Source organism: Chryseobacterium sp. CH21, from assembly GCF_004119445.1.
Lineage (GTDB): Bacteria > Bacteroidota > Bacteroidia > Flavobacteriales > Weeksellaceae > Chryseobacterium.
The window spans coordinates 1-21040 of the sequence record NZ_QICI01000047.1 but is presented as its reverse complement, the minus strand read 5'-3'; the positions used below and the strand labels follow the sequence as shown (position 1 = coordinate 21040).

The window sequence follows — 21040 nt, the reverse complement described above, 5'->3', positions numbered from 1 at the left end:
CGTCAAGTTTTGTCGTTGTGCAGGACGATATTTGTATCAAGACAAAAAGGAAATATGGCCATATCAATTGTTGTCTAAAGCTAACCAACAATCAATAAATATTAACAACATGAAATTTACAAACGATTTTTTTTCACCTACTTCCACAGATCCTGCAGATGATTTAGTACAATTGGTAGACAGCTATTCTTTAGAAAATGTAAACTATCAGAAAGTGACAAACTGGTATCATGAAGCTAATCCTGTAGCAATGACAGATGCTTTATGTGATGGTATTATTTATCGAAAAAGAAAAGGAGAATATTATGCATTAACAAGCTTTCTGGCAGGAAAACCTCTTAACATTGAGCTTTTTGGAGCAAAAGGAGATTCTACCACAGACGATACACAGGCATTCTTAAAAGCGGCGGATTTTGTCAACAGACTTTATGACTTTGTATCTGTTGATCCTAATGACCCAAGAGAACAATATTCTCTTGAGCTGCAATCTGTTACTTTGGTTGGAAACAGTCCAATTGGATATAAAATTACAGATACGGTTTTATTTAAAAAGCCGGTCAACTTTATTGTAGATAAAATATTCTATAGAGGAACAAGTAATAAAACGGCATTAATCTTTCAGAATAGTTTTAAAAATACAATTACCACCAATATTTCAGGAACGCCGGGAACCAATGTCTCTTCAGATAATTATATAGGAATTTTACTTCAGGGCTCGCAGCACTGTAAAATGTATTTGGGAGCTTCTTTCTTTACAAAAGGAATTGTTTGTGATGCCAATGATTCACCGGGGCTATTCTCCGGTTTTGCATGGAATGAAATTCAGTTAAAGTCAATGCAGTCTAATCTTGATGCATTTGTAATAAGAAATACAAATAAGGGATGGGCAAATGCCAATCGTGTTATCGGTGGTGAATTTGGTTCTTTTACCGGATTGCTCGATGCAAATACTGTTACCCGCAGAAGAACATTTGTGAAATTTGAGAAAGACAGTATTTCCGATGGTTGTAATTCATGGCTTTTCCTGAATCAGTCATTCGAATGGGGGCTTGATATAGAACCTTGGGAAACACTTTGTTTTGACTTTTCAGCAGCTCCATGTTTTGGGATTTCTATTTCGGAACCAAGAATTGAAATTAAAAAAGGAGAAAGAATTGGAATTTTCCACAGAGGATCCGAGTTTAATTTTAACTCCAATCAAATCCATTATCTTACTTATTTTACAGATCAGAATGGGATTAAATATATCGGTGAAAAACCCATTGTTCTATTGGATGAAGACTTAAGTGAAGACTTAAAAACCAATGGCTCCGACAGTCATTTTTATGTAAAGAATCTGGAACCATTTAATGAGCTTTCAGGCTTATTCCCAAATGCTGATTATGATAACCAATTCTGTCAGGTCTTTAAAATCATTGATCATAATACCAATTTATGGGTACAATGGCATCGCTATCCGCAATTTGTTCTTTTTGATGAAAATAGAAATATTATAACAGACAGCACTTTGTTGCAGTCTCAGATAGATTTACTTGATTTCAGACCACAAGACTATTGGATTGCCCCAGGAATCACTTCAGATGTGAAAATTATTAAGATTGGGGCTGAAGATGATGGCGATTATGTGAATAATATGTCATTCATTCCGGAAGCAAAGTATGTTGGAATTATTCAGAGACCTTATGAAAATAGCAGATTAAAGGTGATGATTAACAGAGCAGACAGAGGAAAAATTGAAAAGGTGAAATTCCTAGAAATTCCTGAAGAAACGTATTCAACGGTGAATGATCCTTCGGATTCCAATATGGTTGGATTCAATTTCAATACGGGTGAAAAATTTTACAATTTTAATACCCAGAAAACTTCGGTAATTAAAGAATCAGGAATAGGAAGTGCATTCTCAGGATATACGGTGGATGCCGTTGCAGGATCAAGAATGTTTACAATAAATACAGGAGATATGAATAAACTATCTCTTGGAACAATGTTCTACATTAATACTACTGGCGGAACAGTGCGTTTTAAAATTGCAGCAAAAGCAGGGAATGTAATTACAGCTAATATTCCATCTCCTATTACTGTGAATGGTGCGGATATTATTTTTCCAATCTGTACTTATGATATTTATTAAATAATAAATTGAGTAATATAAAATATAAGGGCTCAGGATTTCCTGAGCTCTTTTTATATCCCCTTTTTTCCATCCAGAATCATCAGGATCATTTTTATCTTTCTGTTTTCTCTTGTTTCCGGTTTCTTGGCTTCCTCAATCCAGCGGATGTATTCTTTTCTGTGAGTGTAACTCATTTTGTCAAATAGACCTTTTGCTGCTGGATTTTCATTAAAGATGAATTCTATATCATCTGCAATTTCGACCACTCTTTCTTCTTTGTCTTCAATAAGCGAAACAGAGACCTCATCGCCAAAGGTTTTACCAAGCTGTTTTCTGATTTCCTGAGTTAGTCCTAAAATGTGACAATCAGATTTCATTTTAGCCAGACTTCCACGATATTCCACTTTATCATCAAATAGAGCTTTTATTTTTACCTGCCCTTTCTTGTTAAATAGTTCATCTGTAGAAAAAGGAAATTCTACAAACGCAGCGTTCATTTCTCCGTTTTGCTGAATAATGGCATTGAATTCAATAGATTGAGGTTTCATAATAAAAAAAATAATGATCAAAAATAAAAAAACCGTGAAAGTAAATTCACGGTTTTCAAAAATATATCAGATAAGATTATTTTTTCTTGATTTTCTTAGGCATTGTTGTAGTACCTGAGTTCTTAGTTTTTGTATCAGCAGGAGTATTTTCACCTCTTACAAGCTTCAATTCATCAACTAATCTTCTTGCACCCGCATACTTATCGATTGTCCAAAGAACAAAACGAACGTCTACGTTGATTGTTTTCTGCCATTCCTGTTCGAATACAATATCACCGCTTAATGCTTCGCTGTTACCATCGAAAGCAATACCGATAAGGTTTCCGTCTCCATCAATTACCGGAGAACCAGAGTTACCCCCTGTAATATCATTGTTAGAAAGGAAGTTTACAGGCATATATCCTGCAGCATCAGCATACTGTCCGAAATCTTTAAGGTTATAAAGATCAATCACTCTTTGAGGAAGATCGAATTCTTCATCACCTTTCTTGTATTTTCCAACAAGACCGGTCATATCAGTATAATAGTTATCAGTAATCCCGAAGTAGTTTCTGTCATTTCTGATAGGTAATTTATCTACAGTACCGTAAGTTAATCTCATGGTAGAGTTAGCATCCGGGTAGAATTTCTTTTCAGGCATAGCTTTCATTAGACCCGCTAAGAACAAACGGTTATTTTTTGCAAAATTGTCGTCTATTTTAACAAATCTTTCCATGCTTATCTTTTGGTCTGCCATGATTCCGTTAGCAGCTTTCCAAAGTGGATCAGCATCCAGTTTCAATGCATCCGGATTCAATAAGAAGTTCGTTGCAGAAGTTTTATTAGCGAAGATGGAAGAATATGCCACATTTGAAACTGTTTTAGCATCTAAACCTAAAATGGTAGCAGAAGCAACTTCCGGGTTTTTAACTCTGGCTTGGTAAAGACTTGTCATAGCTGCAAGCATTTCTCCTTCCAAAGATGGGTTGAAGTTTTCATAAGCTGCTTTGATACCCGCTTCAGTTTTAGCTTTCATTGCTAATCTACCTTGCATATCTTGTGCAGCATACGTTTTAAGTGCAGAACCTACCTGTAGCGCAAGGGTAATATATTTTGCATTTCTTGAGAATTGTGAAGCATAGTTTCTTTCAACATTTCTATCAGAAACTTGCTTATAGTATATGCCAATATCTTCTAAAACGCCATTATATTGATCGTTTCCAGGCATTGCAGCCCACTTATTGTAAGTTTCTTCAATTTTTTGTTTGTCAGAAATAGTTCCGTTTTTCTCTACCGCATCAATAGTTCCCTGTCTGTTTTTCCAGTAGTTAGCTACTGAAGCATATTGAGAAGCATAGTTAAGCTGAGTAGCTTTATCCTTGTCCATGTACTTTTTCATTACATCCATAGCCAATTTAGAAGCTTCAACCCATGCCGGATAATCTTTAGTTACCATTTGCTGAATTCCGTAAGAAGTCAGGTAACGGTTTGTTCTTCCAGGATAACCCAGGATCATTGAGAAATCACCAGGTTTAATTCCTTTAAGAGAAACCGGAAGGAAGTGTTTAGGCTTCAAAGGAGTGTTGCTTGGAGAATACTCAGCAGGATTTCCTGCAGCATCAGCATATACTCTGAAAACAGTGAAGTCTGCTGTGTGTCTTGGCCATTCCCAGTTGTCTGTATCTCCTCCGAATTTTCCTAACGATGAAGGTGGAGCTCCAACTAATCTGATATCTTTATAATCCTGATATACGAAATAGTAGAATTCGTTTCCGTTAAAGAAATCTCTTACTACTACAGTATATTTTCCGTTTTCAGAGTTTTCTGTCTGGATTGCTTTAGTTTCAGCATCAATAACAGCTTTTCTCTCTGCTCCGGTCATATTGTTGTTTAGTTTCGAAGTGATTCTTTGTGTAGCATCATCCATTCTCACTAAAAATCTTACATAAAGATCCTTTGCATTGAATTCGTCTTTCTGTTTCATTGCCCAGAAACCGTTCTTCAAATAATCTTTTTCTGGTGTAGAAGCAGCAGCTACAGCACCATATCCACAGTGGTGGTTAGTAAATATAAGTCCTTTATCAGAAACAATCTCACCTGTACAGAAACCACCGAAACTTACGATAGCATCCTTTAAGCTTGAATTGTTCACAGAATAAATTTCCTCAGGCGTAAGATGTAAGCCCTCTTTTTGCATATCAACACCGTTAAGTCTTTTGATGAGCATTAGCAGCCACATCCCCTCATCCGCCCTCATTTGAGCAAAGCCCAATAAGAAAGTGAATAGTAGAAATAGTCTTTTCATTTTATAAAATAATTTTTGTGTCGCTAATTTACTAATTTTTACGAGATTCTGTCCCGGATTGGTATGAAAATGGGATGATAATCCGCATGAAAAAGATACTATTATCACTTTTTGCAGTTTTACTTTTAGGAATAGTTTTGAATTGTTCGTCACTACCAGATAAAATTCCCTCTCTCCAAAGACAATGGATGATGATCTCATTGGATGGCTTTTCAAAAGACCAACTGATTGCAAATAAGGCTGAAATGAACCTGACAGCTAAGATGATTGATGGGAAAATTCAGGGAAGTGCCTATATGGGATGCAACCGGATGTCTTTTATAACTGAGTTTAAAAAAGGAGGGAAAGTGAAAATTTCAAAAGGAATAAGCACGATGAAAGCTTGCCAGAATATGGAACTTGAAACCTCTTTTCAGAAGAAAATTGAAACCATGACAAAATATTCAGTAGAAGGACATTTTCTTACTTTAACCGATGATAATGGTAGTTCAATGAAATTTGTAGCGGCCGATTGGGATTAATTGTTCCTGATTACCATATAAAAAAGTCCGCCGAAAGCGGACTTTCTTTTGTTTGAAAAATCTAGTTTGGTTATCAGCTTTTTTAGGTTACTAGTTTGGAAGATTATTAGTTTTTAAAAAAGTATGAGTTGTAATTATATTTTTTTAGAGATGGACCAATATTGGACTGTTTAATAAATTTCGTATTTGTGTTCCTAGAATTACTATTATTTGCCTGTATTGTATGGGGGCATTCGAAATAACCAAAGCTCGGGATATTAGCATAAGTTGTTTCCAAATTTTAAATAAAATTTTGGTCTTTAATATTGGCTTTTACATCAAATTTCTGATCAGAAATCAAAGTACTGCGTGAAGATTGTATTTCCATTCTTTCATTTATGAAGATGAGATATCTTGCCAAAACTTAAGAATCAACATGGGAAATCGGGAAAAATTAAGGAATAGATAAAGTTTTTTTTCATAGATAATCACTTTTAGAGTATTTGTATTCTTTTTTATAACACGGGTGATTTGGGAGAACTAAATTACCATCTATCTCAATCAAATGGCAGGAAAATAGACAAACAACAGAAATAATCGACCAATAGCATTTTGTGAATTATTATGGAGGGTTTACTATTTTTTAAGGATTGAAAAAAGAAAGATTATCCTTATAAGTTCGACCGATAGGAAGCTTGATGTGATGTGCAAGTTCTACTTCATGACAGTTTTTTCCGCGGATCAGGTGACGTGGCACAGCATAGCTTCTGTGTATTCTAACGAAGGAATCAAAACAGCTTTTTTGCAGAATATTTCCCAGAGAATTTAAAATACAGTATTTCTTTTCAAAGGTGATAATTCTTGTGTAATCTTTCAGAGCTTCCAGATACAGGATATCTTTCATTTTGACTTGGAAAACATTTCCGCCTTCTTTTATTTTGATACAGTTTTCTCCTATCAAGGCATCATAACATTCACATTTTTCTTTTACTTCAAAAAAATCGAAAAGTCTTTCCATAGAATGATGAAAACGTTCAGCAGTAAGCGGTTTTGTGATGAAGTCTAAAGTATTGATTTCAAACGCTCCGGCAGCCAGCTCAGGATGTGAACTTACAAAAATACATGCAGGTATTTTATGAGCAAATTTCCGAAATTCAAGACCGCTCATCCCTTTCAAATTGGTTTCGGTAATCAGAAGATCCACAGGAAGATCAAGATAAGAGATTGCCTTTTCTGCAGAGTCGAAACAAGCAGCAATCTCAATATTCTGATATTGTTTGATATAATGCTGAAGAACCAGCCTGTCCAGTTCATCCTCATCAATAATCATGCACCTGATATGTTTAACCATGATATTTCGGAGATTGATATTTTTGGGTTAAATAATTAAAAATCAGAAATTTATTATATAAATTTAGGCGTTTTTTTTCAGACTTTTTGTTTTCAAACTTAAATTTATATTAAAATATGTTATTAAATAAAAATTGATTTTGTTTTTTTTCTGAAAAATATTAACTTGTAAAAATCATAAACATAGACAGAACTTAATGTTAGACAAGAAAGAACATAACTATGAGAAAGCAGTCTTAGTGGGTGTTATTACTCAAAATCAAGACGAAGAAAAACTGACGGAGTATTTAGATGAACTTGAGTTTTTAGCTTTCACCGCCGGAGCTACCGTACAAAAGCGTTTTACTCAAAAACTGACTCAGCCGGATTCCAAAACCTTTATCGGAAGTGGAAAAGCAATTGAGATAAAAGAATATGTAAAAGAAAATGAGATCGGAACTGTAATTTTCGATGATGAACTCTCTCCTTCACAGCTTAAAAACCTGGAAAGAGATATGGAAGTTAAGATTTTGGATCGTACCAATCTTATTCTTGATATTTTTGCCCAGAGAGCACAAACTTCGTATGCAAGAACTCAGGTAGAATTAGCACAATATCAGTATCTTTTACCAAGACTGACAAGAATGTGGACCCACCTTGAGCGTCAGAAAGGAGGAATTGGTATGAGAGGTCCCGGTGAAACGGAAATTGAAACTGACCGTCGTATTATCCGTGACAGGATCACGTTATTGAAAGATAAACTGAAGACAATTGACAAGCAGATGGCTACTCAACGTAATAACCGTGGAAAAGTAGTTCGTGCTGCTTTGGTAGGTTATACCAACGTAGGAAAATCTACTTTGATGAATTCTATTTCGAAATCTGAAGTTTTTGCTGAAAATAAATTATTTGCAACCCTTGATACTACCGTAAGGAAAGTAGTAATCGGAAATTTACCTTTCCTTCTTACAGATACCGTTGGATTTATCAGAAAATTACCGACTCAGCTGGTGGAATCATTCAAATCTACTTTGGATGAAGTACGTGAAGCTGATCTTTTGATCCATGTAGTAGATATTTCTCATGAAAGCTTTGAAGATCATATAGAGTCTGTTAATCAGATTCTTATGGAGATTGATGCCCATCAGAAACCAATGATTATGGTTTTCAATAAAATTGATGATTTCAGCTATGAGAAAAAAGATGAGGATGATCTTACGCCTTCTACCCGTAAAAATATCTCTCTGGAAGAATGGAAAAAAACCTGGATGGCAAAATCAAAATATCCAACGGTTTTCATTTCTGCATTAACGAAGGAAAATTTCCCGGAAATGAAGAAAATGATCTATGACGAGGTTATGAAAATTCATATATCCAGATTTCCATACAACGACTTCCTTTTCGAATATTTCGATAACGATGAAGAAGAAAGCAATAATTAATGAAGTACCCCTTTTTCCTTTTATTCATACTTTTTTCGGTTTTTGGGTTTAGCCAGAAATCAAAAATTGACTTAAAAGCTATTGAGAAAAGTCTTAAAAGCTCAGATTCTCCATATAATTACGAGAAACTTATTTTCAAGTATAAAGGATATCCAAAGTCTTTGGACAGTATAGAATCTCAATATCTCTACTACGGAAGAAACTATAGAAGTGATAAAATAAGCACATCAGAAGACAGCTTTAAGAATCTTGTAGATGCCTTTAAGCAGAACAATTTTGCTGACTGCATCAAACAGGGAAAGGAGTTGTATGATAAAGATCCTACCAACCTCGATATTCTACTGATCCTGCTCAGAGCCTATGATTCTGTAAAGGATGGAAATAATTTTATGCATCACCTGAACCAGTTTAGAGCACTTACGGATGGGATAAAAAGCTCAGGAGACGGAGCGTCTGAAAAACAGCCTATATCGTCAATTCTGTAGGAGACGAATACATTCTGCTGAATATCCTGAATATAGGACAAGATTATACAAGAAGCTCAAAAGCAATGAAAGATAGTATGTATGATATCTGGGAAAAGGATGGGAAGAAGATTTATATCAGAATACTTTATTTGGAACTAACCAATTAATCTTAAAATAAAAAACACTTAGTGGAATTATATTATTCATTTTCAGCATTAATCGTATTAGCATCAATATTTGCCTATCTTAATTACAGGTTTTTAAAACTTCCGAGCACCATCGGAATTATGGTTATCGCCATTGTGGTTTCTATTTTTTTAGTAATGTTCGGAGAAACAGTACTTCCAAGAACTTTCGGACATCTTCACAAACTGATGAATGGTATCGATTTTACGGAGGTTTTGATGGGAGCTATGCTTAATTTCCTTCTCTTTGCAGGAGGAATTCATATTAATATTAATGATCTGAAAGAACAGTTTAGACCTGTAGTAATATTTTCCACGGTAGGGGTTGTGATTTCTACTTTTGTAGTAGGGTTTGGAATGTTTTATCTTCTTCCTTATGTGGGAGTTAAGCTTCCATTTATCTACTGTCTTGTTTTCGGAGCGTTGATTTCTCCTACTGATCCGGTAGCGGTTTTGAGTGTACTGAAACAGGCGAATGTATCAAAATCACTGGAAACAAAAGTCGCCGGCGAATCCCTTTTCAATGACGGTATGGCGGTTGTGGTATTTACAGTAATTTTACAGCTGGCTGTTGGAAAAGAAGTGGATTTGAGTGTTGAAACCATCGGATTGCTGTTGCTTAAAGAAGCAGGAGGTGGTCTTTTACTCGGAGTTCTTCTAGGTTGGGTTACTTCAAGATTGATGCGTGAAGTGGATGATTATATTATTTCCGTATTGGTAACGCTTTCTGTGGTGATGGGAGGTTATCTTATTGCCCGTCAGATGCATATTTCAGGGCCGTTGACAATGGTAGCGGCAGGATTATTTATGGGGAACTTTAATAGAAGTTTCAAAATGAAATCGGTGACTCAGGATTATCTGATTAAATTCTGGGAATTGATTGATGAAATTCTGAATGCCGTTTTATTCCTGTTCATCGGATTTGAACTTTTAATGATTAAAGATCTCAGACATTTCATGATTCCAGGGCTAGCTGCCATTGTGGTTGTTCTGTTTGCAAGATTTATTTCCATCTGGGGACCTACAAAATTTACCTCACTCAGAAGAAGTTTCAGCCCGCAGACGGTAAAAGTTCTGGTTTGGGGAGGAATCCGTGGAGGGGTTTCCATTGCATTGGCCATGTCTATTCCCAAAAGTGAATACAGCGAAATTATTTTAAGTATTACCTACTGTGTTGTTGTATTTTCCATTATTGTTCAGGGGCTTACCATTGCCAAAGTAGCCAACCCTAAGAAGATAGCGAAAGAAGAGGAAGAGCAGGAAAATATTGCTGTAGAAGAAAACGCTTAAATTGCCATATGAGTATTGTTAAAGAAATACAGGAATCACTGGCTGTTCTATCCATTCCTGAAAAGGCAGAATTCTTTCCCAGATTTTTCAAGACAGGAAAAGGGGAGTATGGCGAAGGCGATTTGTTTCTGGGCGTAACAGTTCCGGATCAGCGCTCTGTTGCCAAAGAATATTACTCGAAAATCAGTTTAAAAGATCTCAGTATATTGCTTTCTTCAAAATACCACGAACACAGACTGACAGCTCTTTTTATGTTGATTTCAAAGTTTGAAAAACAAAAGATAAAGCGGTAAGAGAAGAAGTAGTCACTTTTTACCTTAATCACCTTCCTTATGTGAACAACTGGGATTTGGTAGACTCCACCTGTTATAAGATTTTGGGTAGATATACTTTTGAAAATCAGAAAGAAAGCCTTCTTAGAGAACTTTCGGAATCTGAAGAAATGTGGCATAAGAGAATAGCGGTTGTTGGGACCATGCATTACATAAAAAAGGGATCATTTGATCTTACCAAAGAGTTTGTAACCAGAAATCTGAAACATCCCCATGATCTGATGCATAAAGCAAATGGCTGGTTATTAAGGGAAATGGGAAATAAAAATGAAGGCGAACTCATCAGTTATCTGAACAAGTATTACAAAGAAATGCCAAGAACCTGTCTTCGATATGCTATTGAAAAGCTGGATGAAGATCTTCGTCAGAATTATCTGAAAGGACGTGTTTAAAAAATAGTATACGGAAATCGTACCGTATTTTCCCCTAAAAAAGTACCGGGAAACAGCTATTTATGCCCAAAAAGTCAAAGATGATAAGGATTTAAGGCCAAAATTGAGTAATTTTGTGGCTTTAAAACAAATCATGAAAAATTGTCTCAGATTATTTCTTTTATGTATTCCTTTGCTGTTCCTTACAAGCTGTTTCGATATCCTTGATAAAGTGAATGTAAAGGCTGACGGAACAGGAGAATATACCATTATTCTTAATGCTAGCAAGAGCAAAACAAGACTGGCTTCCATCTCTAAAATGGAAACAATTAACGGGAAAAAAGTTCCCAAAAAGGCCGAAATTGAAAATAAAATCAATGAAGCTGCAAAAATTTTCAAAGGAACTCCCGGAATCAGCAATGTGAAAACATCCATGGATTTTGATAATTATATCATTAAACTGAGCTGTAATTTCAAAAAAATTGAAAATATTAATGCTGGTCTGGAGAAACTGAAAGCTCAGAATATATTGGGTAAAATGGTTCCCACACAAGTGTACAGCCAGAATCTTGAAAAAAAGGCATTGACAAGGAATAAAGTCAATACCTTCAAAGCAGATTACGATAAGATGAGCAAGGCAGACAAGGAAGTTTTTAATGGTGCAAAATATACTTCCATAATGCAATTCGAGAGCAGCGTGAAATCACAAACGAATAATACCTACGTACTTTCTCCCAATAAAAAAGCGCTTAAACTGGAGGCTGATATCCTGGATCTTATCCTTCAGAAAAAACAAATTCAGAACACAATTCTTTTTCAATAAATTTCTAAACTATAGTCATGAAATCTATCTTATTAAAAACACAAAAAATTATTTTTGTACTCTTTGGTTTTACACTGGTTTTTGCCCAAAATAGTATGAAAATACCGTCTGACGCCGTATTTTATATGGAAGTAAACGGGAAACAGCTTAACAATAAAATTAACTGGAATAAACTGAATCCTTTGCTTCATGAGCTAAGCAAAAAAAGCAAGGAAGCGCCTTCATGGACAGATTATTCCAAAACAGGAATCAAATACGATGCTGTTCAGTATCATTACGCAAGCTTTAATGACTCTATTAAGACGTACAACACGCATTTCATTATTGATAATAAAGAGAAATTCCAGGAGTTCATTAATTCTGTAAAGAAAAAAGGACAGGAAGTTTCCAGCAGAAAAAACTATTCTTATGTAGATATTAATGATGATGTTTTTGTGGCGTGGAACGGAAGCCGTGCAGTTCTTAGCATGATAAGCTATACTAAACCTTATAAAGATCTTTGGACCACGGAAGCTGTTGCAGACAGTACTGCTGTAGCTGTAGACAGCGTTGCAGTAGACGCCGGAGACAGTGCTTATACCGATGAGCCGGAAAAACCTTTTGATTATAAAGAAGAAATCAAAAACCTTAAAGATGATATTAAGTATCTGAAAGAAAGCATTAAAGACAATAACAACGAGATTGCAAGAATTCAGAAGGATATCAAGTATCTGCAGAAACACCATAAATATCCTGAAGAAAAGGAAAGTGCCGAGAATTCTGAAAATGGAGAAGAAATGCCTAATGATGGTTACGCCTACGACGAGGAAGAAGATAAAGCTTACAAAAAAGAGCAGGATTCTATCCGCAGAGAAAACTTCAAAGTAGTAAAAAAGAATGCAGAAGACCGCTTTGATCTGTATTTCAGTTCAAATTTAGAAATTGAAGTTCCTAAAGAAATGCTGAAATTCAGAGATGCGAACTCGGATGTCTTTGTTTATACAGATTATGGTAGAATTGTAAATGATGGGATCTATGGTAAGATGACGAAGTTCTATAGCTATGGGCAGTTTTTCAAAAATATGTATGATTCTAATTATTCTTACAACCTGTATTTTGATAAAGACAAAGTAAGGCTGGTGAATAATTATCAGCATAAAAATCAAGACATTCAAAAGAATATTTCTGCTATTTATAAAGGGAAGAAAAACAAAAAACTGCTTGAACTCATCAATGAAAAAAGTGTTGGTTATTATGCCATGAATGTGAATGGGGCAAAATGTTTCGACATGATGTACAGCCTTCTTCAGAATTCCGGAGAAAATGAGTACAAAAAAGAGATGGAACTTATCATGGAAACCATGAAAATTGTTCTTGACGAAGAAGCCATTACCAAAATTGCACCCGGAAACGGAATTTTTGTTTTGAATGAATTAAAATCCAAAACAGTAGAATACACCGATTACGAATACGATGCAGATTTCAATGAGAAAGAAGTAAAGAAAACTAAAGAAATAGCTGTTCCCAACTTCACTTTCGCTTTTGCAACAGAAAATGAAGGCTATTGGAACCGTATTTTTGATATGCTTGCTACCAATAAAAAGCTGTCTAAAAGATTCTCCAAAAAAGGAAATATTTACACTTTTAAAGAAGAAAAAAACGGAGGATATATTGATCAGCTGTTCTTTACCGTAAAAGATGGAGTGGTGTATCTGATGAGTTCTGCCGATAATAATTTATCAGTAAATCAGTCTGATATTTCAAGAAAATGGGCCAAAGATTCAGCGAAATATCCTTTATCCGGAAGATTGGATATTCAGAAGCTTTTAACAGGTTTGGATAAAGAGTTTAAAACAGCAAAAGAAAGAAAAACACTGGATGCCATCAGAAAAAATGTAGGAGAAATGTATTATAAAACAGAAGTGAAAGGAGAAAGTATCCAGACTGAAATGAATTATAATATTAAAGACTCTTCAGAAAACAGCTTAATGTATTTCTTTGATATATTCGATCAGGTTTTTAAAACAAAAGAAAAAGAAGAGAAACCACAAATTTTATAAATGAACAAAAAGAAGATTATTGTCCCGTTAGTTTTACTGTTTGTTGTAGCGGCGTATTTCGTGGTTTTTATAAAAATAAAAGCCTCAGATATATCCCTGAAAATGCAGATGCAGTCGTTTTAATTGATGTAAAGAAATTAACAGGACAATATCTCTTCAACCTGGCAATACACCCTTCACATTGGTCTGGAGGGAAATCAAAAGGTAAAAGTTCCGGCTCTTTGAAGAATTCAGGGGTCAGAATTCCGGATTTTTTGCAGATTTTTCACCTTAGAGATACTAAATTCTCCGAATGGTACAGTGTTCTAGAACTGAAGGATTCACAAAAATTCATCAGTTTTTTAAAGAAACAAAACTTTGTTGATCAAGGAAATAACCGCTTTCAGAAAGAACAGTTTTTTGTTATGATTAATGGGAATCATTGTATTGTGGGAACCTCAGACCTGGCTTTTGAAAAAATTCAAAATCAAATTCTTCAGACTTCTTCAAATTCTATGAGGGACGCAGATGAATTTATTCAAAATACAGCAGGAAGTATTTCATTTATTTCCGGGAAAAAGATTCAAAACTTTTCAATTGATTTAAATAAGGATGAAATTGAAATCAAAAACAACTCAAACACCGAAGTTTTTAAGGCTATAGCTTCTCAACTCCAGAAGACAAACCACTTCATGGAACTTGAATTGGATAAAGATAATATCAGAAACTTTAGCCGGTTTTTCAATAAAACTATAGTTGATTCTTCACGGGTCTCTTACCTGAAAACAACGGCAAATCTTGAGCAGGTCAACGATACCATTATCAGTTATGAATATGACGATAATTTCAATGAAGTTGAAAAAAAGACCTTCCAAAAAATTGCCCAACCCAATTATACGATTGATATTACAAGTAACGATCCCAATACAACCTGGAAGTATTTTCAGTCTAAAAAGTGGATTAACAGTGAAAATCAATTTACAGCAATTCCTTTTCAACCCAATGTAATCACTCGAAATAATAACGGGATTGTCATAAAATCAACCCGAAAACCAGTAATATTATCTCCTCAGCTAAAAGAAAATTATATTCTGATCAGAAACAACGCTCTGCTGTATTCTTCTTTAAAAATGCTGAGCAGCAATGAGAAGAAAATTATTTCCGATATAGAGTATGTGCTCTACGGGAATAAATCAAAGGATTATTGGGTGAAAATAAAAGCAAAAAACGGAGAATTACCCTTAATTTTACGATGGTAAACATAGAACCCGAATAAAATTATCTATTAATGGCTCCATCAGACATTGCATTGCTCAAAACCTTTACTCATTATTTTTTGCATCTCGTTTTTCCACTCTTCATTGCGCTTGTTTTTTATCGTAAAAATTGGAAGAAAACGTATTTCATTCTTCTGGCTACGATGTTGGTAGACCTGGATCATCTTTTTGCCAACCCGATTTTTGATCCGTCACGAGGAAGTATAGGTTTTCATTTTTTACATTCCTATTATGCCATTGCGGTGTATTTTTTGCTGCTGTTTTTTAAAGGAAATATCAGAATTATTGGAATTGGGCTCTTGTTTCATATGTTCACAGATTATCAAGACTTTAACTTTTGGCCTCATTAAAATATTATTAATATTTTCTTTTGATATTTAAAATTCCATAGATTTTTTGTATTTTGTAGTCACGATATGAGACTAAAAGAACTTTTACATTATACCTATATTTTTCCTATTCTGACAGTAGGATACTACTTTTCCGGTTTAATGGGAACTGATGTTATTTATGATATCCTTGCGGGTGTTTTATTAATCGCAAGTGTTTTATCAGCAGTGCATCATGCAGAAGTAGTGGCTCATAAAGTAGGGGAACCTTTCGGAACCATTATCCTGGCGCTTTGTATCACCATTATTGAAGTTGCATTGATTATCTCGCTGATGGTTGCCGGCGGAGATCAGGCGATCACGCTGGCCAGAGATACGGTTTTTGCCGCTGTAATGCTTATTCTTAACGGAATTCTCGGAATATGTATTCTTGCAGGCGGTGTTAAATATCATGAGCAGTTCTTCGCGAGAACTTCAGCAACTACTTATCTGGTAAGTATTGTTTCCATCCTTGTACTTACGCTTGTCCTTCCTAATTTTACTTCAAGTGTCAACGGACCATTCTATAATGAAGCACAGCTTATTTTTATATCCATCGCATGTCTCGCTATTTACGGAGTTTTCCTGATGGTGCAGACCGTGCGTCACAGAAGCTATTTCATCGTTCCTGATGAGCATCCGGAAGAACATTATATTCCTTCATTACCGAAAACTCTTATCAGCTTTCTTTTTCTGGTAATCTGCCTTGTCATTGTCGTATTGATGGCAAAAGGATTATCTGATACCATAGAAGGGATGGTACAAAGTGTTGGCGCTCCTAAGTCCCTTGTTGGGGTTATTATTGCCGCAGTAGTCCTTCTTCCTGAAGGGGTGGCTGCCATCCGTGCAGCGAGAGCCAATCAGATACAATCCAGCTTGAATCTGGCGTTAGGGTCGGCACTAGCAAGTATCGGGCTGACGATTCCGGCAGTTTCGGCGGTATGTATCATGTACGACATCCCATTAGTGTTGGGTCTGGATAAAAAGGACATTATCCTGCTTTCTTTATCCGTATTTATCGTCATGCTCTCTTTGAGCCGTGGAAAAACGAATATCCTCTATGGAACAGTACTATTGGTGAACCTGGCAGCGTATATCTTTACGGTAATTGTTCCATAAAAGAGCAAATTACTAATTGATAAATCTCGGATTTCGTATCACGCATCCCAGCTCCCCGTATCACATTATAACCTTCTGGCAAGATCCATTTTAAATGCCATCAGCTTTGCGATGTTTTCGGATTTGTAGATCGCCATATCCGCGTTTTCTCCTACGAAGTTTTCTTCAATAGTGGTACGCCAAAGTTCAAGCCATTTGTCAAAATGTTTCTGCTCCATAGCCTGTATCTCATTGATCGGGAAGTGTACACCCATTGGGTTTCCTTTGTACGTCATTTGTCCGAAAAGGATAGACTCCCAAAAAGAATACATTTTAGGAAGATGTTTTTCCCAATCTACTTTAGCGACATCATTAAAGAAAAAACCTATGGTTTCATCTTTAACAACTTTTGCATAAAATGAATTGACAAGGTGTTCAATATCTTCTCGTGATTCAAGCTTTTTCATAGTTCAAAGTTAGTGTAAATCATATAAAAAATTCCAGTCTGGAAATTGATAAATTTCATATAAACAGCATTTTAGAACAAAATATGATTTAAACAAATGAAAAATTGGGAATAATTAAAATTTGATTAATTCGCAAAAAAAGACCTTAAAAGAACTTGATTTTTGTTAATTTAATTATTAAACACTAAAAAATTATTAAAATGATTAAAAAATCAATTCTTTTTGGTTTCTCTTATTGATGTTTTCGGTGTCATGTTCAAGAGATGAAGTGAGTGTAATGAATGATGATTCAACAAAGGTAAATTCTGCTGATGTAAAGAAGGCACAGCTGACAGAGGCAGAGATGCTTCAGAAAGGCTGGAAAATTGTAGATGAGTTTAAATTGTCAGATAATAATAATCTGAATGTAAAAAGTTCTACCAATGAAGAGCGTGAAATCCCATTCAAGCCTACCCATTTGAAAGATATCGGCTATGATATCAGTTATTCCGGAGAAAGAACCAGGCTGAAAAACGTTTTTGCTTATGGTGGCCAGGTTCCGGATGGAATTATCTTTAATCCTGATCTTTCTGTAGATGGAGATGCCCGGAATACAGCTCCTAATCCTAATGTTTCTATTGTTTTAGGAACTCCTCAGGTGACGGTAAAAACCGACGGGATAGATTTACCAGACAATGTATATACTACGGAAGCTATTAATAATGGAGATAGAGAAAGCGAAATTACAGTATCCTATTCTTACAAAAAGGGATACTCAACCTCCTGGAAACGTACTGTTTCAGGATCATTTGAAGTGGCAGCATCAGTATCTGTTGATATTCCGTTAGTGGCAAAAGCTTCGGCAAGCACTAAAGTTGTTGTTGGAGGAGATACAACGGAGGGGACAGAAAATTCCGAGGAAATTACAGAAACCAGCACCTACAAAACTATTGTTCCGGCACACTCTAAAAAGACCATTTCTATCCTGACAAAATTAAAAGGATCTTCTGTGGAATACTTTGTGCCTATGAAACTGAATGGAAGATTGCAGGCCAACTTTCCTTCTCCGGTCAATGGCCATTATTATAGGGCTTTCCCTATTGAAGACTTCCCTAATTTTCTTTCAGATATACATGGAGAGTCAGGCACTGTGAAATCTGTCAGCAATGTAAGTGTTACTGTCCTGGAATCGCCTGCAGAAACGATATAAAGCTACTGTAATCAATATTGTATAAACAGCAGAAATTCAAAGCTTTCTGCTGTTTTTTATAGGTGTTATTTTAAATAAAAACAGAAGAAAAGTCTATGGGAAAATAATCTGTTATGGGAATGATGAATGTCAAGAAATGATTACTAAAAAAACATAACTTTGCTTTTTTAAATTTTTATAACACAGAAAGGAAGAGCTGATCATCGGTCGGACTATTTGCAGAAGGGAATCATTATATAACACAATCAAAATGATTAAAAAATGACAGGAGGATTCAGAAAAAAGATCCGTCAGAAAAATGCGGAAAACAGTGGTTTTGGAACCAATGCCTCTGGAAGATTTATCAATAAAGACGGCCTCCCGAATGTTCAGAGGAGAGGAGTAAATGTTTTCAACAGATTAAGCTGGTATCACACTATGCTGAACCTCTCTTCATTCCGTTTCATTTCTTATCTTGTTATTGCTTATATTTTGATCAATTTGCTTTTCGCGATGATCTATTACATGATCGGAGTAGAGCACCTTACAGGAATTGATAAAAGTGATCCGCTCAATGAATTCATCGATGTTTTTTTCTTCAGTTCCCAGACGTTTACTACGGTTGGGTATGGAAGAATTGCTCCGGTAGGTTTTCTGGCTAGTCTTGTAGCTACTTTTGAAGCTTTTCTGGGATTGCTTACCTTTGCCATTGCAACCGGACTTTTTTACGGAAGATTTTCAAGACCACGAGCCTATCTCAGATTTTCTGATATCGCTGTTATTGCCCCTTTTCAGGACTCTTCAGCATTAATGTTCAGGCTTGCTCCCTATAAAAATAATGCCTTAACGGATGCAGATGTGATTCTTTCAGCAGCTATTGAAGTCATAGAAAACGGTGTTGCTAAAAGTAATTTTTATAGGCTGGATACACAGATGAGTAAGATCAATACGCTGGCACTCAACTGGACGGTAGTACATAAAATTGATGAAAACTCTCCGTTTTATGGCTTTTCCGAGGAAGATTTTAAAAATACGGATATTGAGCTTATTGTACAGGTGCGTGCATTTGATGAAGTATTTTCAAATACGGTAGTACAGAGATCTTCGTATACTACCGGAGAAATTGTTTATGGGGCTAAATTTGTTCCGATGTACTATCCGAGTAAAGAAAATAGTACGACCGTTCTGGATCTTGATAAAATCAATGAATACAAGAATGAAGAGATTCCGGATTTTGTGAGAAATAATGAATAATGAATTTAGATTTTTATAAAAAACAGGCTATACAAAAGCAGAAAGAGCACAAGAAGTTTCTGGACGGATTAAAGAAAAAACCGCCCAAGAATCTTGATTATATAGTACAGGAAACCCATGAGGAAGTTTTTGATGAGATAGACTGCTTACAATGTGCCAATTGCTGCAAAACAACAGGCCCTTTATATACTGAAAAAGATATCGAGCGTATTTCCAAACATCTTCGGATGAAGTCTGCTGATTTTGAAGCTAAGTTTTTAAGAGTAGATGAAGATAATGATAAGGTATTGCAGAATCTTCCATGTTTTTTTCTGAATGATGATAATACCTGTTCTATCTACGAAGTAAGACCTAAAGCCTGCCGTGAATACCCTCATACAGATCGTAAGAAGATCTACCAGATTAATAATTTGATGCTGAAAAATACAATAATCTGCCCAGCCGCTTTCGAATTTGTAGAAAAAATGATGAAGAATGTTGCGAAGTAGATTTCATGGATGGAAGCAGGAAGATGGGATAGGGAAGTATTGATAATATGCTGTCTCAGTTAATATTTTCACTGAAATAAACTTCCAGCCTCCAGCTTTAATCTTCCGGCCAAATCAATCAAACCTATTTTTGCAAAATCCTCTTAAATAATTATAAAGTACGTTAAATAAGCTGTTTACACATAATTTTATAATGATGCCTCGTTTAAGTTAAACAATCATTTAAATATTACATTATGAAAAAGTTATTTTTAACGGCGGCGTTTACCTTAGTCGGAGTAATCGCAGTATCGGCACAATCAACAACACAAAAGCCAGCTGATACCTCAACTCATAAAACAACGACAACTCAAACTCAACCGAATACACAGACTACAAGTCCTTCGGATTCAAAAACCCAGGAAAAAACACCTGCCACAACAATGGAGAATTCACCGGCAACTGATCCAACAGTAAGTACAACACCTACTGATGCTACTAAGCCTGCTGATACTCCTAAAGAAGAGAAGAAAGACAAAAAGAAGAAAAAGTAAGCCCTTTAGCAAACACTAGTCGGAATCCTGGAATCTTGTATTTCAGGATTTTTTTTGCTCAATCTCTTCCTTTTTAAACTGAACAATTTTATGAATTAAATCCAAAGGAAGAGCTTCTGTGATGGGAAATTGTACAGCTCCTTTTGAAAATTTATACTTTCTTTCCTTAAAATCTGTCTCAAAATTTCTAATCCCTTCAGCACCCGGATAGAAACCAATATGTTTTTTATATCCTGCAAAATAGATGAAAGGTCTTGCTTTATATCTGAAAGCCGGCATCTGATATCCAATGTATTCTTCCAGATCTGAAACCTGAGCATGAATTGCTTTTCTCAGTTCAAGCAGCTTTTCCTGTACTTCTTCCGGGAACAGAAAAATGTATTCATCAATATTTTTAAAGGTGTTTTTCATGATTTAAAAATAAAAAAGCGCTGCATATAGCAACGCTTTCTCCTTTCACTTTTTACTTTTTTCCCATTATCCCGGGAACAGGCTATATCAAAAAAGGCCGGGATTTTTCCTAGTCATGGTCGGAAGAAATTTCCGACCATTTTTATGTTTTAAGTTTTGAAGACTTTTGCAGGATCACCCCCCGCAAATATTATTAAAATTGCGGTAATCATATCCCGAAGTTCCATAGCGATGCGTCTTTTAGCTGTTTTATATCCTAAATTGTTTACTTTTT

19 protein-coding genes and 1 pseudogene are annotated in these 21040 nt (G+C 35.4%); 15 read left to right on the top strand and 5 right to left on the bottom strand.

The window, feature by feature from the left end:
• Positions 1 to 109: 109 nt before the first annotated feature.
• Entirely contained in the window at positions 110 to 2131 is a 2022-nt protein-coding gene (locus tag BOQ62_RS09160; protein ID WP_129038856.1) for a hypothetical protein, read from the top strand.
• 53 nt (positions 2132 to 2184) lie between these two features.
• Here the strand turns inward: BOQ62_RS09160 and BOQ62_RS09155 are convergent, their stop codons facing one another.
• Together BOQ62_RS09155 and BOQ62_RS09150 are read right to left on the bottom strand one after the other, a co-directional pair.
• Positions 2185 to 2661: a YdeI/OmpD-associated family protein gene (locus BOQ62_RS09155; protein WP_129038855.1), complete on the bottom strand. Its 477-nt coding sequence runs from the start codon at positions 2659 to 2661 to the stop codon at positions 2185 to 2187.
• Between the two features lie 76 nt (positions 2662 to 2737).
• Positions 2738 to 4945 carry a S46 family peptidase gene (locus BOQ62_RS09150; protein WP_129038853.1) on the bottom strand — a complete coding sequence of 736 codons (2208 nt, stop codon included), beginning with the start codon at positions 4943 to 4945 and terminating at the stop codon, positions 2738 to 2740.
• Between the two features lie 188 nt (positions 4946 to 5133).
• On the opposite strand from BOQ62_RS09150, the gene BOQ62_RS09145 reads away from it, so the two are divergent.
• Entirely contained in the window at positions 5134 to 5466 is a 333-nt protein-coding gene (locus BOQ62_RS09145; protein ID WP_129038880.1) for an META domain-containing protein, read from the top strand.
• Positions 5467 to 6088: 622 nt separating this feature from the next.
• Here the strand turns inward: BOQ62_RS09145 and BOQ62_RS09140 are convergent.
• The gene (locus BOQ62_RS09140) at positions 6089 to 6796 is read right to left on the bottom strand and encodes a LytR/AlgR family response regulator transcription factor (protein ID WP_228413870.1); all 708 of its coding nucleotides are present in this window, start codon (positions 6794 to 6796) and stop codon (positions 6089 to 6091) included.
• A 196-nt stretch (positions 6797 to 6992) separates the two neighbouring features.
• Here BOQ62_RS09140 and hflX point away from each other — a divergent pair, with 196 nt between their 5' ends.
• From hflX to BOQ62_RS09095, 9 genes and pseudogenes are all read left to right on the top strand, one after another.
• Complete coding sequence (hflX, locus tag BOQ62_RS09135; RefSeq protein WP_129038851.1) at positions 6993 to 8216, top strand: GTPase HflX; 1224 nt, start codon at positions 6993 to 6995, stop codon at positions 8214 to 8216.
• The gene (locus BOQ62_RS09130) at positions 8216 to 8701 is read left to right on the top strand and encodes a DUF4919 domain-containing protein (RefSeq protein ID WP_228413868.1); all 486 of its coding nucleotides are present in this window, start codon (positions 8216 to 8218) and stop codon (positions 8699 to 8701) included. The genes hflX and BOQ62_RS09130 overlap by 1 nt, the downstream gene beginning before the upstream one ends.
• 170 nt (positions 8702 to 8871) lie before the next feature.
• Positions 8872 to 10158 carry a cation:proton antiporter gene (locus tag BOQ62_RS09125; protein ID WP_129038849.1) on the top strand — a complete coding sequence of 429 codons (1287 nt, stop codon included), beginning with the start codon at positions 8872 to 8874 and terminating at the stop codon, positions 10156 to 10158.
• An 8-nt stretch (positions 10159 to 10166) separates the two neighbouring features.
• Positions 10167 to 10882, top strand: a pseudogene (locus BOQ62_RS24260) (DNA alkylation repair protein).
• Positions 10883 to 11015: 133 nt separating this feature from the next.
• The gene (locus BOQ62_RS09115; RefSeq protein WP_129038847.1) at positions 11016 to 11684 is read left to right on the top strand and encodes a hypothetical protein; all 669 of its coding nucleotides are present in this window, start codon (positions 11016 to 11018) and stop codon (positions 11682 to 11684) included.
• A gap of 95 nt (positions 11685 to 11779) precedes the next feature.
• The gene (locus tag BOQ62_RS09110; protein WP_228413866.1) at positions 11780 to 13723 is read left to right on the top strand and encodes a hypothetical protein; all 1944 of its coding nucleotides are present in this window, start codon (positions 11780 to 11782) and stop codon (positions 13721 to 13723) included.
• Positions 13724 to 13944: 221 nt separating this feature from the next.
• Positions 13945 to 14961, top strand: a complete 1017-nt coding sequence (locus BOQ62_RS09105) for a hypothetical protein (RefSeq protein ID WP_228413864.1) — start codon at positions 13945 to 13947, stop codon at positions 14959 to 14961.
• A gap of 29 nt (positions 14962 to 14990) precedes the next feature.
• Entirely contained in the window at positions 14991 to 15329 is a 339-nt protein-coding gene (locus BOQ62_RS09100; RefSeq protein ID WP_129038843.1) for a DUF6122 family protein, read from the top strand.
• Between the two features lie 66 nt (positions 15330 to 15395).
• On the top strand, positions 15396 to 16466 hold the full coding sequence (locus tag BOQ62_RS09095) for a calcium:proton antiporter (RefSeq protein WP_129038841.1): 1071 nt from the start codon (positions 15396 to 15398) through the stop codon (positions 16464 to 16466).
• Positions 16467 to 16531: 65 nt separating this feature from the next.
• Here BOQ62_RS09095 and BOQ62_RS09090 read toward each other — a convergent pair whose 3' ends face one another.
• The gene (locus BOQ62_RS09090; RefSeq protein ID WP_129038839.1) at positions 16532 to 16912 is read right to left on the bottom strand and encodes a group III truncated hemoglobin; all 381 of its coding nucleotides are present in this window, start codon (positions 16910 to 16912) and stop codon (positions 16532 to 16534) included.
• Positions 16913 to 17189: 277 nt separating this feature from the next.
• Between BOQ62_RS09090 and BOQ62_RS09085 the strand changes: the two genes are divergently transcribed.
• From BOQ62_RS09085 to BOQ62_RS09070, 4 genes are all read left to right on the top strand, one after another.
• A complete protein-coding gene (locus BOQ62_RS09085; protein ID WP_129038837.1) occupies positions 17190 to 18101 on the top strand; it encodes a hypothetical protein in 912 nt (303 codons plus the stop codon).
• A gap of 261 nt (positions 18102 to 18362) precedes the next feature.
• Entirely contained in the window at positions 18363 to 19334 is a 972-nt protein-coding gene (locus tag BOQ62_RS09080) for an ion channel (RefSeq protein WP_129038835.1), read from the top strand.
• Positions 19334 to 19822 (top strand): YkgJ family cysteine cluster protein, encoded by a 489-nt coding sequence (locus BOQ62_RS09075; protein ID WP_129038833.1) that lies wholly within the window; start codon positions 19334 to 19336, stop codon positions 19820 to 19822. The genes BOQ62_RS09080 and BOQ62_RS09075 overlap by 1 nt, the downstream gene beginning before the upstream one ends.
• Positions 19823 to 20058: 236 nt before the next feature.
• Entirely contained in the window at positions 20059 to 20355 is a 297-nt protein-coding gene (locus tag BOQ62_RS09070; RefSeq protein ID WP_129038831.1) for a hypothetical protein, read from the top strand.
• A gap of 42 nt (positions 20356 to 20397) precedes the next feature.
• On the opposite strand, the gene BOQ62_RS09065 is transcribed toward BOQ62_RS09070, so the two are convergent.
• On the bottom strand, positions 20398 to 20766 hold the full coding sequence (locus tag BOQ62_RS09065; RefSeq protein WP_129038829.1) for an iron chaperone: 369 nt from the start codon (positions 20764 to 20766) through the stop codon (positions 20398 to 20400).
• Positions 20767 to 21040: the final 274 nt, after the last annotated feature.

Bases quoted from the DNA above. Each gene is read 5' to 3' on its own strand.
- BOQ62_RS09100 (WP_129038843.1), top strand. From the start codon at position 14,991: ATGGCTCCATCAGACATTGCATTGCTCAAAACCTTTACTCATTATTTT.
- BOQ62_RS09150 (WP_129038853.1), bottom strand. From the start codon at position 4,945: ATGAAAAGACTATTTCTACTATTCACTTTCTTATTGGGCTTTGCTCAA.
- BOQ62_RS09145 (WP_129038880.1), top strand. From the start codon at position 5,134: ATGATGATCTCATTGGATGGCTTTTCAAAAGACCAACTGATTGCAAAT.
- BOQ62_RS09115 (WP_129038847.1), top strand. From the start codon at position 11,016: ATGAAAAATTGTCTCAGATTATTTCTTTTATGTATTCCTTTGCTGTTC.
- BOQ62_RS09070 (WP_129038831.1), top strand. From the start codon at position 20,059: ATGAAAAAGTTATTTTTAACGGCGGCGTTTACCTTAGTCGGAGTAATC.
- BOQ62_RS09140 (WP_228413870.1), bottom strand. From the start codon at position 6,796: ATGGTTAAACATATCAGGTGCATGATTATTGATGAGGATGAACTGGAC.
- BOQ62_RS09095 (WP_129038841.1), top strand. From the start codon at position 15,396: ATGAGACTAAAAGAACTTTTACATTATACCTATATTTTTCCTATTCTG.
- BOQ62_RS09075 (WP_129038833.1), top strand. From the start codon at position 19,334: ATGAATTTAGATTTTTATAAAAAACAGGCTATACAAAAGCAGAAAGAG.
- BOQ62_RS09065 (WP_129038829.1), bottom strand. From the start codon at position 20,766: ATGAAAAACACCTTTAAAAATATTGATGAATACATTTTTCTGTTCCCG.
- BOQ62_RS09080 (WP_129038835.1), top strand. From the start codon at position 18,363: ATGACAGGAGGATTCAGAAAAAAGATCCGTCAGAAAAATGCGGAAAAC.
- hflX (WP_129038851.1), top strand. From the start codon at position 6,993: ATGTTAGACAAGAAAGAACATAACTATGAGAAAGCAGTCTTAGTGGGT.
- BOQ62_RS09090 (WP_129038839.1), bottom strand. From the start codon at position 16,912: ATGAAAAAGCTTGAATCACGAGAAGATATTGAACACCTTGTCAATTCA.
- BOQ62_RS09160 (WP_129038856.1), top strand. From the start codon at position 110: ATGAAATTTACAAACGATTTTTTTTCACCTACTTCCACAGATCCTGCA.
- BOQ62_RS09130 (WP_228413868.1), top strand. From the start codon at position 8,216: ATGAAGTACCCCTTTTTCCTTTTATTCATACTTTTTTCGGTTTTTGGG.
- BOQ62_RS09085 (WP_129038837.1), top strand. From the start codon at position 17,190: ATGAATGATGATTCAACAAAGGTAAATTCTGCTGATGTAAAGAAGGCA.
- BOQ62_RS09110 (WP_228413866.1), top strand. From the start codon at position 11,780: ATGAAAATACCGTCTGACGCCGTATTTTATATGGAAGTAAACGGGAAA.
- BOQ62_RS09155 (WP_129038855.1), bottom strand. From the start codon at position 2,661: ATGAAACCTCAATCTATTGAATTCAATGCCATTATTCAGCAAAACGGA.